We start from the raw sequence: 12232 nt of genomic DNA on the forward strand, positions 1-12232 counted from the left end.
ATGCTGCCGCCGGGTTGTGACTGTTGTTTCGTTCAAGCAAAGGATGATCATGGCCGTTTCAATTGAGCTGGGCAAGAAACTCGACAAGGACTACGAGACCAAGAGCCTGGAGGAAGTCCTGGACGCTCCGCCGTCCGCACTGGCCGGCCTCACGGACAAGCACGCTGAAGTCCTCGCCAGCATGGGGATCAAGACAGTCCGCGATCTCGGCAGCAACAAGTACTTTGCCATGGCAGGCGTCCTGGTGGCCCTGTCCAAGCACGTCGACTGAAGCACCTCCACACGTCAGGAAAGGTCCGGCCGGGTGCGAACACCGGCCGGACCTTTTCGCTGGAGCCAGGCATGCCCGAACGGCTCAGCCGATCAGCGCCAGCACGGCCCCGACGTTCACCACGCCGCCGGCTTCTGCGCGGATCCCGGTCAGCATACCGGCTCGGTGGGCGGTCACCTGGGTCTCCATCTTCATCGCCTCAAGAACCACGACGGCGTCCCCCGCCGAAACCTCGGCGCCCGGCTCCACTAGCCACTTGACCACGGTCCCGGCCATGTCTGCCCGCAGCTCGCCGGGATCAGCGGCACCTGCCGCAGCACCGCCGTCGGCAGCGCCATCCAAACCAGCCCCGTAAAGGGAAACCCCCGCCGGAACGGCCGCACCGGCGCGCGCCCAGCCATCCAGCAGGTCAGCGGGCAGGCCGACGGCCAGGCGCCGGCCGTCGACGTCAACCGTAATGGTGCGCCTCTCACCGTCCGGAACGGACGTGCCGAACTCCGGATCCGCCGCGATGGAATCCGCGAAGTCCGTCTCGATCCAGCGCGTGTGGATGCCGAGCGCGGTCTCGGACGTGAAGTCCGGCGCCTGGACCACGGCCCTGTGGAACGGCAGGACGGTGGCCACGCCGGTGATCTCCATCTCCGCGAGGGCGCGGCGGGCCCGGCGGAGTGCCTGCTGGCGGTCGGCGCCGGTGACGATCAGCTTGGCCAGCAACGAATCGAACTGCGGCGCCACGATGGAGCCGGAGCGGACCCCGGAGTCGAGCCGGATGCCTGGACCCGTCGGGCCGCTGAACGTCGCGATGGTGCCGGGCGAAGGGAGGAAGCCTCTGCCGACGTCCTCCGCGTTGAGCCGGAATTCGAAGGAGTGGCCGCGCGGCGCGGGATCGGCGGTGAAGCGAAGCGGCTCGCCGGCGGCGATCCGGAACTGCTCCTGGACCAGGTCCACGCCGGTGGTTTCCTCGGTGATAGGGTGTTCCACCTGCAGGCGCGTGTTCACCTCGAGGAACGCGACGGTGCCGTCGGCGGCCACCAGGAACTCCACGGTCCCGGCCCCCGAATAGGAGGCTTCGCGGCACACTGCCTTGGCGGCGGCGTAAATCTGTTGGGTCTGATCTTCGGTCAAGAATGGTGCGGGGGCTTCTTCCACCAGTTTCTGGTGCCGGCGCTGCAGCGAGCAGTCGCGGGTGCCCACCACCACCACGTTGCCGTGCTGGTCCGCCAGGACCTGCGCTTCCACGTGCCGGGGCCGGTCCAGGTAACGCTCCACAAAACACTCGCCTCGGCCGAAGGCCACCACCGCTTCACGGACCGCGGAATCGAAGGACTCCTCGATCTGGTCCATCTCGCGGACCACCTTCAGCCCGCGCCCTCCCCCGCCGAAGGCCGCCTTGATGGCGATGGGCAGGCCGTGCTCCTCGGCGAACTCGCGGACCTCCGCGGCCGAATCCACCGGACCGTCGCTGCCGGCCACCAAGGGGGCCCCGGCGCGGACGGCGATTTCGCGCGCCGTGATCTTGTTGCCGAGCTGCCGGATGGCTTCCGGGTTGGGCCCGATCCAGGTCAGGCCGGCGTCCAGGACCGCCTGGGCAAAGCCGGCGTTTTCGGACAGGAAGCCGTAGCCGGGGTGCACCGCGTCCGCCCCGGACTCCGCGGCCACGCGCAACAGGCTGGGGATATCGAGGTACGTTTCCGACGGCGCGTTGCCGCCCAGGCTGTACGCCTCGGTGGCGGCGCCAACGTGTATGGCGTCGGCATCAACGTCCGCGTAGACAGCCACGGACTCCAGTCCGGCGTCCTCGCAGGCGCGGGCGATGCGGACGGCGATTTCTCCGCGGTTGGCGATCAGGACCTTGCGCATCAGTTGCTCACTTCGTCTGGGAAACGTCGGGGGAATCGGAGGAAGAATTGGCGGGCAGCCCGTAGCCGGGCGCCCAGCGGAACCGGATGGACCCGCCGATGGGAACCTGGGCGGCCAGGTCCAGCTGGTGATCCACCACTACGCCGATCACGGGGTAGCCGCCGGTGATGGGGTGGTCGGCCAGGAAGAGGACCGGCTGCCCTTCCGGCGGGATCTGCAGCGCGCCGGCCATGGTTCCCTCGCTGGGCAGCTCCCCGTCCCGGCTCCGGCGCAGCGGCTGGCCGTCCAGGCGCATGCCCACGCGGTTGGAGCGTGGCGTCACCGCCCAGTCCTGGGCGCAGAGCGATTCCAGCGCGGCGGCGTCGAACCAGTCATGGCGGGGTCCGGGCACGATGTCCAGTACCGTGACGCCGGTGTCCGGGAAGTCGGGCTGCAGTTCGGGGTTGCCCACCACGTTGGAGGACGTGGCGGCGCCGGCGCCCAGCAGCTGACCGGCGGCCAGCGGCGCAGGCCCGATCCCGGACATGGTGTCCGTGGACCGGCTCCCCAGCACCGCATCGACTGCTGCGCCGCCGCGGATGGCCAGGTAGCTGCGGAAGCCGCGCTCGGGCGCTCCGATGGTCAGGATCTCGCCGTCCAGCAGGGCAAACGCCGTGGCCATGGGCACCTCGCGCACCTGCCTGGACTGGTCAGTTTCTTCGTCCCGAGCGTCTGAGTCGGGAACGTCCGACGGCGTCACCACAGTCAGTGCCGACGGTGCGCCGGCCACTGCCAGCACCTGGTCCCCCACGGCCTGCACGCGGAGCCCGCCGGCAACGGATTCGACGACGGCGGCCGACGGGTCGTTGCCCACGATCCGGTTGGCGCGGCGCAGGGAGGAGCGGTCCAGTGCCCCCGCCGAGGACACACCGAGCCCGGCGTGACCGGGGCGGCCGAGGTCCTGGATCAGGCTCTGCAGTCCCGGCGACAGGATCAGCAGACCGGATTGGACGTCCGGTTCCTGGGCAGCAAGGGCGGCGGCATCCACGGCAGCAACCAGCGGCTCTGCGACTTCAATGAGCTCGCGCACCGCACTGAACTGCACGCGGTCACCGGGCGCGGCCAGGGCCGGCTGCTCCCGGCTGAGGTCCCACATTTGGGCTGCAGTGCGGCCGATCAGCTGCCAGCCGCCCGGGGATTTCCGCGGGTACACGGCCGAATAGTTGCCGGCCAGCGCTACGGAACCTGCAGGGACGGCCGTGCGGGGCGAACTCCGTCGCGGGACTTCCAGCACCTGGTTCTCCCCCACCATGTAGCTGAAGCCCGGCGCGAAGCCGCCGAATGCGACCGTCCAGACCTGCCCGGCGTGGGTTGCAATGACGCCGTCAGCGCCCAGCCCGGTGAGCCGGCCCACTTCGGCGAGGTCGTCGCCGTCGTACACGGTCTCAATCTGCACCAGTTTGCCTTCGGCGTGGGATTGGACCGTCAGGTCCATCTCCAGCAGCCGGGCCGCCATCCGGCGGGCGGCAGCGGGCGAATCCGCCTTGACCATCACGGTTTCGGCGGCGGCGAGGACGTCCACCTGGCCGGGCAACGGCTGCTCCAGCAGGAGGGCCTGGAGGGCCAAGACGTCGTGGAGCCCGGAGAGCTCGGCGAGCACCGCCGTCGTACCTACCGGCCTGACGGCGAGCACCCGGGCCGCGGCAGCGCGCTTACTGACTGTTTCCATGGGGATCAGGCCGCGCCGCTCAGGCGCGGCTCTCCTGCGAGTCGTCGCGGTGCAGCAGGCGGAGGTCCTCTTCCGGCTGCGGGTCGCGGCCGAGGCGCATGCCCACGATCGTGATGATGGCCGTCAGGAGGATGTACCCGGCGATCAGGTACCAGCCGCCGGACGCTGCGCCGTAAAGGGCGGTGAAGATCAACGGAGCCACAGCGCCGCCGATGACGCCGGCAAGCGTGTAGGCCAGGGAACTGCCGGCGTAGCGGAGGCGGGCCGGGAACTGCTCGGTGATGAAGGCTGCCTGCGGGCCGTACATAAAGGCGTGCAGGGCCAGACCGATCACCACGCCGATGATCAGCATCACCACGGACTTGCCCGCGATCATCAGGAAGAACAGGGGAATGTAGACGGCGGTGGCGGCAGCGGCAATGCCGTAAACCCAGCGGCGGTTGAACCGGTCGGTCAGGGCGCCGGCGAGCGGGATGAGGAAGAGCTGGAACGCGGAGCCGATGAGGATGGCGGCCAGCACGTTGCCGGTGGTCATGCCCAGTTCCTTGGTGGCGTAGACGGCCACAAAAACGGTGAAGAGGGCGTAAAGGACGTCCGGGCAGACGCGGGACAGGGCGGCGGAGATCAGCGCGCGGGGCTGGGTGGTGAAGACTTCCTTGATGGGCGCCTTCGGCTGGTCGCCGTGGGCTGCGATGGCCTTGAAGACCGGGGTTTCCTCGAGCTTGAGGCGGATGATCAGGCCGAAGACCACCAGCAAGGCGGAGGCCAGGAAGGCTACGCGCCAGCCCCAGGAGAGGAACGCTTCTGTGCTCAGCGAGGCTGCCAGGATCGCAAGTACGCCGTTGGCCATGAGGTTGCCCGCGGGCGGGCCGATCTGGGCTGCGGAGGACCAGAAACCACGCTTGTTGGGGTCGCCGAATTCGCTGGACAGCAGCACAGCGCCGCCCCATTCACCGCCGACGCCGATGCCCTGGGCCAGGCGCAGGAGCACCAGGATGATGGGGGCCCAGATCCCGATTGCGGAGTAGTCAGGCAGCGCACCGATGAGGACGGTGGCGACGCCGATCAGGACCAGGGTGAAGACCAGAACGTACTTGCGGCCCACCTTGTCGCCGAGCCGGCCGAACACGATGCCGCCGATGGGGCGGGCGAGGTAGCCCACCGCGAAGGCGGAGAAGGACAGGAGGAGGCCCACGAATTCATCGTCCGAAGGGAAGAAGATCTTGGGGAAAACGAGGGCTGAGGCCACCGAGTAGATGGCGAAGTCGTAGTACTCAAGCGAGGTGCCGGTGAGGCTGGCGACGTACGCCTTGAGCGCGCCGGGCGGCGGCTTCCTTGCCGCGGCCTTTGCTGCCTTGTTTGTGCTGGTCATGGTTTCCTCCGGGGGGATGAGGGGCGGTGCGGGGGCCGGTGTGCGGCCATGGGACGGGGCTAGAGGAACGAGCCGATGCTGACACCGGCGTCTCCGAGAGCGGACTTCACTGCAGTCGCCATCGCTACGGCCCCCGGTGAGTCACCATGCACGCAGATGCTTTCTGCGCGGATTTTGAGGGTGGTCCCGTCAATGGCGCGGACGGCGGATTCCGTGGCCATCCGTAGGACATGTTCCGCCACTTGTTCCGGATCCTCAAGGACTGCTCCCGGGAGGGAGCGCGACACCAGTGTGCCGTCCGGGTTGTAGGCGCGGTCCGCGAACGCCTCGGTCACGGCGCGCAGTCCGGCTGCTTCGGCAAGCCGCAGGACTTCCGTACCTGGGAGGCCGAGGATCGGCAGGTTGGGGTCAACCGATTTCACGGCGTCGACGACGGCCTGGGCCTGGGCGGTGTGCGTCACGATGGCGTTGTACAGTCCGCCGTGCGGCTTCACATACCGGACCCGGGCTCCCTCACCCGCGGCCAGAGCCTGCAGGGCGCCGATCTGGTACACCACGTCGTCGGCCAGTTCTGTGGGGCTGATGTCCATGAAGCGGCGGCCGAAACCGGCGAGGTCCCGGTAGCCGACGTGGGCACCAATGACGACGCCGGCAGCAGCCGCCTCGCGGCAGGTCCTGCGGATGACGCTGGGATCGCCGGCGTGGAATCCGCAGGCCACGTTCGCGCTCGAAACTGAGCCGAACATCGCCAGGTCATCGCCGAGGCTCCAGCGTCCGAAGGACTCGCCGACGTCGCTGTTCAGGTCAATCGTTGCCATTTGTGATCCCCGTCTCATTGAGTGGTCCTACTAGGATGCACTAAATTTACGGATTGTTCAACAATCCTTCGATTCAACAATGTGACGATCGTGTAAATTCTCGAGTATGGCCTCTTCAGACCCGCTCGTCCCCCTTTCCCACGTTTCGGCGAATCACACGGCGGACCGGGGTACCCGGACCGCTGCAGGCCGCCTTCGGGTGGCAGTTCCGTCCGTGGCGGAGCGCGTGGCGGATGAACTCCGCCACCAGTTGGCGGAGGGAGCACTGCTCCCGGGAACGCGGCTCACCGAATCCACCATTGCGGAGGACCTGGGCGTCTCCCGCAACACGGTGCGTGAGGCCTTCGTTGAACTTGCCAGCGAACGCCTGGTGGTCCGTCATCCCAACCGCGGCGTCTTTGTGGCAAGCCTGGAGGCAGGCGATGTCCGCGACGTCTACACGGTCCGCCGCGCCATCGAGGTCAGCGCCCTGCGCGCCGGAGGCAGTCGGGAGGATGTGGCCGCCGTCCGGGCCGCCGTCGAGGAAGGCAAGCGCGCCGCGGCAGCCGGTGACGACGAAGCCCTGGGCACCGCCAACCAGCACTTCCACGGCGCCATTGTGGCCCTGGCCGGAAGCCCGCGGCTGAACAGCATCATGGGCCAGGTGCTGGCCGAGATGCGCCTGTTCTTCCACAAAGCCACCGTGGACGCGCAGTTTTACCAGCACTATCTGCAGGACAACGAGACGATCTGCCTGGCCCTGGAATCCGGGCAACTGGACCGTGCGGCCGACCTGCTGCTGGCATATCTGGACCGCTCGGAGGACAACCTGAGCGAAGTGCACGGCGAAGCCGCCGACGCTGAATGAGCCGGCGGGCCGCAGCACGCTACTTCGCCGCAGGCACCGGAGCGGGAACCTCGCCTGTGGGCCGGCCAGCGTCCGCGGCGGCACCGGGGTCCGGTTTCACCCTGAGGCGCTTGCCGATTGCCGCTCCGCCGCCCTTTCCGCTGCGGTTCTTGTTGAAGATATCGAAGCCGACGGCGAGAAGCAGCACCAGGCCCTTGATGAGCTGCTGGTAGTCCGTGCCGAGGCCCAGGATGGACATGCCGTTGTTCAGCACACCCATGATCAGGCCGCCGATCATGGCTCCGGCCACCGTGCCGACGCCGCCTTGGACGGCAGCACCGCCGATGAACGCCGCCGCGATCGAGTCCAGTTCGAAGCCGGTGCCGCCGGCCGGTTGCGCGGAGTTGAGCCTGGCAGTGAACACCAGGCCTGCCAGTGCGGCGAGGACGCCCATATTAACGAAGAGCCGGAACGTGACCGCCTTGGTCTTGATGCCGGACAGCTCCGCCGCGTGGAGGTTGCCGCCGATCGCATAGGTGTGCCGGCCAAAGACGCTGTTGTTCATCAGGGCCGTGTAGACGATCACCAGGACCGCAAGCACAATCAGGACGATCGGGGTGCCGCGGTAGCTTGCCAGAAGGAACGTGATGATCAGCATGAGCAGGGCAATGAACGCAGTCTTGATGACGAACCAGGCCATCGGTTCATTCTCAAGATCGAACTTCTTGCGGATCCGGCGTTCCTTGACTGCCTGGATGACCAGCGCGAGGGTGGCGCCCACGCCCAGGATGACCGTCAGCCATTCCAGCACCGAGGTGCCGCCGGAAATGTCCGGCAGGAAACCGCCACCGAGGGCCCGCAGCTCGGCGGGGAACGGCGTGATCTGCTGGTTCTTGAGGGTTATCAGGGTCAGGCCGCGGAAGATGAGCATTCCGGCGAGGGTGACAATGAAGGCGGGAATCCCGACGTACGCAATCCAGTAACCCTGCCAGGCTCCTACCAGCGCGCCGACCAGCAGGCAGGCGGGGATGGCGATCCACCAGGCCCAGCCCCAGTGCACGATCATGACACCGGCGACGGCTCCGATGAAGCCGGCGATCGATCCGACCGACAGGTCGATGTGGCCGGCGATGATCACCATCACCATGCCGATGGCCAGGATGAGGATGTAGCTGTTTTGGACCACCAGGTTGGTGACGTTCTGCGGCTGCAGCAGGATCCCGTCGGTCAGGACCTGGAACAGCAGGACGATCAGGATCAGGGCGACAAAAATGCCAACCTGGCGGAGGCGGCTTGTCAGGAAGCCCAGGGATTCTCGGAGGGCGGACATGTTCGCTATTCCTTCTCTTTGGTCATGAAATGCATGAGGGTTGCCTGCGATGCTTCGGCGATGGGGACCTCGCCGGTGATGTGCCCGGCGGACAGGGTGTAGATCCTGTCGCAGATACCCAGCAGTTCGGGCAGTTCGGAGGAGATCACAATGACTGCCTTTCCTTCCGCGGCAAGCTTCGCGATGATCGTGTAGATCTCAAACTTCGCGCCGACGTCGATCCCGCGGGTGGGTTCGTCGAGGATCAGCACGTCCGGGTCGGAGAACATCCACTTGCTCAGCACCACTTTCTGCTGGTTGCCGCCGGACAGCTTGCCTGTGATGGCGGCGACTGACGGCGCCTTGATGTTCATGCTTTTCCGGTAGTCGTTGGCGACGACGGTTTCCTGATTCTTGTCCACCCAGCCGCCCTTGACCAGCTTGCGGAGGGCGGCCATGGACACGTTCCGCTTGATGTCCTCGATGAGGTTCAGGCCATAGCGCTTGCGGTCCTCGGTTGCGTAGGCGATTCCGTGCTTGATAGCGGCGGAAACGGTGCCGGTGTTGATTTCGACGCCGTGCTTGAAGACCTTCCCGGAGGTTGCGGTGCCGTAGCTGCGCCCGAACACACTCATGGCCAGCTCGGTCCTGCCAGCACCCATCAGTCCCGCCAAGCCAACCACTTCGCCCTTGCGGACGTTCAGGCTGGCGTTCTTGACCACCATCCGACTCTGGTCCTGCGGATGCCGGACGGACCAGTCCTCGATCCGCAGGACTTCCTCGCCGATCCGGGGAGTCCGGTCCGGGTAGAGGCTTTCCAGGTCCCGGCCCACCATGCCGCGGATGATGCGTTCCTGCGTGATCCCGCCGTCGCCCAGGCGGAGGGTTTCGATGGTCTTGCCGTCCCGGATGATGGTCACGGCGTCCGCGACCCTGCGGATCTCGTTGAGCTTGTGGCTGATGATGATGGACGTGACGCCCTGGCCTTTGAGGTGCAGGATGAGGTCCAGCAGGTGGCCCGAGTCCTCGTCGTTGAGGGCCGCCGTCGGTTCGTCGAGGATGAGGAGCTTGACCTCCTTCGAGAGCGCCTTGGCGATTTCCACGAGCTGCTGCTTGCCCACGCTGATCTGCTGAACGGGAGTGACAGGGTTTTCGCTCAGGCCCACCCGCGCCAGGAGTTTCGCGGCCTCCAGGTTGGTTTTCCGCCAGTCCACCCAACCGCGCTTGGCCTGTTCGTTGCCAAGGTAGATGTTCTCCGCGATCGACAGGTAGGGGCTCAGCGCCAGTTCCTGGTGGATGATCACAATTCCGCGCTTCTCGCTGTCACTGATGCTGGAGAAGTTGCAGGGCTCGTTTTCGAACAGGATATCGCCGTCGAAGGAGCTGTGCGGGTAGACGCCGGACAGCACCTTCATCAGGGTGGATTTTCCGGCACCGTTTTCGCCGCAGATGGCATGTACCTCGCCGCGGTTCACCTGCAGGGTGACATCCTGGAGTGCCTTCACGCCCGGGAAGGTCTTGGTGATTCCTCGCATTTGAAGAATGGGTGTGTTCATCGCCAATTCTCACTGACTGGTAGTACCTGAGACGGCCTGCGGCTGCAGGGGTCTACGGGAAGGGAGGCGGCCAGGACCCGACGGCGGGCCGCCTCCCTTCGACGTGGCTACTTGACGTCGGCCTCGGTGTAGTAACCGGAGTCGATGAGTTCCTTTTTGTAGTTCTCATCCGTGATTATCACGGACTTGAGCAGGTAAGCCGGGACCACCTTGACCTTGTTGTTGTAGGTCTTGGTGTCGTTGACCTCGGGCTCCTGGCCCTTCAGGAGGGCGTCCACCATCTTCACGGCCTGGGCACCGAGCTGGCGGGTGTCCTTGAAGATCGTGGAGTACTGCTCTCCGGCGGTGATGGACTTGACCGAACCCTTTTCGGCGTCCTGGCCGGTGACGATCGGCAGGCTTCCCTTGGCGTAGCCGCCGGTGCTGGTCAGGGCCGAGATGATGCCGATGGAGAGCCCGTCATACGGTGAGAGGACGCCGTCGAGCTTGGTGCCGGAGCTGTAAGCGGCGGTGAGGATGTCTTCCATGCGCTTCTGGGCCACGGGGGCCTGCCAGCGAAGGATGGCTGCCTGCTCGAACTTGGTCTGTCCGCTGGGTACCTTCAGGGTGCCGGCGTCCAGGTACGGCTGGAGGGTGTCCATGGCGCCAGTCCAGAAGAAGTTGGCATTGTTGTCATCCGGGCTGCCGGCAAAGAGCTCCACGTTGAAGGGGCCCTTGCCGTCCACCTTTTTGCCGGCGGCATCAACCAGGCCCAGGCCGGTCAGCAGCGACGTGGCCTGCTGCACGCCCACGGTGTAGTTGTCGAAGGTGGTGTAGAAGTCGACGTTCGGCGTGCCGTTGATGAGCCGGTCGTAGGCGATGACCTTGACGTTCTGTTCCTTGGCTTTGGCGAGGACGTCGGTCAGCGTGGTGCCGTCAATGGCCGCCACGATCAGGGCCTTGGCGCCCTTGGTGAGCATGTTCTCGATCTGCGCCACCTGGGTCGGGATGTCATCGTTCGCGTACTGCAGGTCGGCCTTGTAGCCGAGCTTCGTCACGGAGTCCGAGACGTTCTTGCCGTCGGCGATCCACCGCTCCGAGGTCTGCGTCGGCATCGAGATCCCCACGAGGGAGCCGGCCGCGTCGGCGGCGGTGGGCTCGGCGGCGGAGCCGCCCCGGCTGCCGCAGCCGGTGGCCCCGACGGTCACAGCGAGGACAACCGCAACGGTGCCCAGGAGTTTTCTGATCTTCACAATTTTCTCCTTTCGCGGACCCGTGGTCCGCGAAGTTGCTGATCGCAGCCCTGCACGTCGTTGTGCCCCCTGCGGGGGCGGGTAACAGCGGGAGGATTGCGTAGGTCTGAATAGAACTGAGATTCAGCCGGTGAGGGATCTCCGGCAAATTGTTATCGCTAACAACTGGGTACAAACATAGCTTTTCAAGACATGTGAGTCAACACACATTCGGCGTTCAGTCTCGGACCTGCCGGCCGCCGTCCCCCTTGGGGCGAGGACGCGTCAGGTCGCAAAGATGCGCCAGGCAGCGTAGTGCGAGGCTCCCGGTTCAAGCCGCACCCGGTCCGTGCCGGTGTTGAACGCGTCCGGCGGGCAGGTCATCGGTTCGACGGCGAGCCCCAGCCGGTTGGGCAGCGGCGGTTCCGTGTCCCCGGTGTAGAGCTGCACCCAGCCGCAGCTGCGGTCCCAGGCCATGCCGACGCCGGTGCCGCCCGGGTCCCTGACCACCACGCGGGCCTCCCCTTCGCCGTCGAACGTAATATCGGTGAAGGCGTGGTCGATCGCCGTGGGGCCGATGACGCGGCCCTCGCGGAAGTCATATTCGTGCCCCGCAACCGGGAGGGTGGCGAGCGGCAGCAGCCGGCGGGCCGTCACCTCAAGGAACGTCCCCGAGGGGACCTCGAGGCTCCATTCGTCCAGCGGCGCCGGCCCGGCCCGCAGGTAGGGGTGCGGGCAGACACCGTAGGGCGCGGCCCGCTCCCCCACATTGGCTGCCGCGACGGTCGTGTGCAGGCCGTCGCCATCCAGCCGGTAGTGGGCGGTGACTGACAACGCGAAGGGGTAGCCCGGCGTCGGCTCGATGCTGCAGGACAGGTCCAGCGTGAATTCTGTCCGGGACTCCAGCTTCCAGTCGAGCTCCGGGGTGAAGCCGTGCAGGGCGCACTGCCGGCCGGTCTCGTTCACCGGAACCCGGTAGTCCGCGCCGTCAAAGGTGTACTTCCCATCCGGAATCCGGTTCGGCCACGGCGCGACGACCACGCCGCGGAAGTGCGGGTTGGGCCCGCCGGCCGGGAACGGGACCACGAGGTCCCGTTCCCGGTGCTGCAACACCCGCACCGCCGCTCCCCGTGCAGTGATCAGCGCGGCGTACTGCCCATGCCGAAGCCCGTACTCGGCTCCGTTCACAGCCCGCCGGCCAGCTTGTAGTAGGCGGCGTTCCAGTTGAGCTCCTTTTTGAACTGCTTGATGGTGGTGCCTTCATCGATGGTCAGGAGCTCGGTCTTGGCAATTTCGGCGAA

The 12232-nt window shown here is 66.5% G+C and carries 10 protein-coding genes; 2 read left to right on the top strand and 8 right to left on the bottom strand.

The annotated features are described in order from the left end of the window. Positions 1-49: 49 nt before the first annotated feature. A complete protein-coding gene (locus tag ACVWY0_RS19990) occupies positions 50-271 on the top strand; it encodes a hypothetical protein (RefSeq protein ID WP_485838235.1) in 222 nt (73 codons plus the stop codon). Positions 272-355: 84 nt separating this feature from the next. Here the strand turns inward: ACVWY0_RS19990 and ACVWY0_RS19995 are convergent, their stop codons facing one another. Genes ACVWY0_RS19995 through ACVWY0_RS20010 form a run of 4 tightly spaced genes read right to left on the bottom strand, consistent with a single transcriptional unit; the run spans position 356 to position 6029 of the window. Next, the gene (locus ACVWY0_RS19995) at positions 356-2131 is read right to left on the bottom strand and encodes an acetyl/propionyl/methylcrotonyl-CoA carboxylase subunit alpha (protein WP_485838236.1); all 1776 of its coding nucleotides are present in this window, start codon (positions 2129-2131) and stop codon (positions 356-358) included. A 7-nt stretch (positions 2132-2138) separates the two neighbouring features. After that, the gene (locus ACVWY0_RS20000) at positions 2139-3839 is read right to left on the bottom strand and encodes a 5-oxoprolinase subunit B/C family protein (protein ID WP_485838237.1); all 1701 of its coding nucleotides are present in this window, start codon (positions 3837-3839) and stop codon (positions 2139-2141) included. Positions 3840-3858: 19 nt separating this feature from the next. After that, positions 3859-5211, bottom strand: a complete 1353-nt coding sequence (locus ACVWY0_RS20005; RefSeq protein ID WP_485838238.1) for an MFS transporter — start codon at positions 5209-5211, stop codon at positions 3859-3861. A 59-nt stretch (positions 5212-5270) separates the two neighbouring features. Beyond that, the gene (locus ACVWY0_RS20010; RefSeq protein ID WP_485838239.1) at positions 5271-6029 is read right to left on the bottom strand and encodes a LamB/YcsF family protein; all 759 of its coding nucleotides are present in this window, start codon (positions 6027-6029) and stop codon (positions 5271-5273) included. Positions 6030-6135: 106 nt separating this feature from the next. Here ACVWY0_RS20010 and ACVWY0_RS20015 point away from each other — a divergent pair, with 106 nt between their 5' ends. Beyond that, positions 6136-6876, top strand: coding sequence for a GntR family transcriptional regulator (locus ACVWY0_RS20015; protein ID WP_485838240.1), 741 nt, complete (start codon positions 6136-6138; stop codon positions 6874-6876). A 19-nt stretch (positions 6877-6895) separates the two neighbouring features. On the opposite strand, the gene mmsB is transcribed toward ACVWY0_RS20015, so the two are convergent. From mmsB to ACVWY0_RS20035, 4 genes are all read right to left on the bottom strand, one after another. After that, positions 6896-8185 (bottom strand): multiple monosaccharide ABC transporter permease, encoded by a 1290-nt coding sequence (gene mmsB / locus ACVWY0_RS20020; RefSeq protein ID WP_485838241.1) that lies wholly within the window; start codon positions 8183-8185, stop codon positions 6896-6898. 5 nt (positions 8186-8190) lie between these two features. Continuing rightward, a complete protein-coding gene (gene mmsA, locus ACVWY0_RS20025; protein ID WP_485838242.1) occupies positions 8191-9720 on the bottom strand; it encodes a multiple monosaccharide ABC transporter ATP-binding protein in 1530 nt (509 codons plus the stop codon). Positions 9721-9827: 107 nt separating this feature from the next. Then, a complete protein-coding gene (chvE, locus tag ACVWY0_RS20030) occupies positions 9828-10952 on the bottom strand; it encodes a multiple monosaccharide ABC transporter substrate-binding protein (protein ID WP_485838243.1) in 1125 nt (374 codons plus the stop codon). Positions 10953-11216: 264 nt separating this feature from the next. Then, positions 11217-12119: an aldose 1-epimerase family protein gene (locus tag ACVWY0_RS20035; protein ID WP_485838244.1), complete on the bottom strand. Its 903-nt coding sequence runs from the start codon at positions 12117-12119 to the stop codon at positions 11217-11219. Positions 12120-12232 lie beyond the last annotated feature (113 nt).

Source organism: Arthrobacter sp. UYNi723 (assembly GCF_054057635.1).

Excerpts from the sequence above, each read along its gene's own strand:
- mmsA (WP_485838242.1), bottom strand. The coding sequence starts at position 9,720 with ATGAACACACCCATTCTTCAAATGCGAGGAATCACCAAGACCTTCCCG.
- ACVWY0_RS20000 (WP_485838237.1), bottom strand. The coding sequence starts at position 3,839 with ATGGAAACAGTCAGTAAGCGCGCTGCCGCGGCCCGGGTGCTCGCCGTC.
- ACVWY0_RS20005 (WP_485838238.1), bottom strand. The coding sequence starts at position 5,211 with ATGACCAGCACAAACAAGGCAGCAAAGGCCGCGGCAAGGAAGCCGCCG.
- mmsB (WP_485838241.1), bottom strand. The coding sequence starts at position 8,185 with ATGTCCGCCCTCCGAGAATCCCTGGGCTTCCTGACAAGCCGCCTCCGC.
- ACVWY0_RS20010 (WP_485838239.1), bottom strand. The coding sequence starts at position 6,029 with ATGGCAACGATTGACCTGAACAGCGACGTCGGCGAGTCCTTCGGACGC.
- ACVWY0_RS20015 (WP_485838240.1), top strand. The coding sequence starts at position 6,136 with ATGGCCTCTTCAGACCCGCTCGTCCCCCTTTCCCACGTTTCGGCGAAT.
- ACVWY0_RS19990 (WP_485838235.1), top strand. The coding sequence starts at position 50 with ATGGCCGTTTCAATTGAGCTGGGCAAGAAACTCGACAAGGACTACGAG.
- ACVWY0_RS19995 (WP_485838236.1), bottom strand. The coding sequence starts at position 2,131 with ATGCGCAAGGTCCTGATCGCCAACCGCGGAGAAATCGCCGTCCGCATC.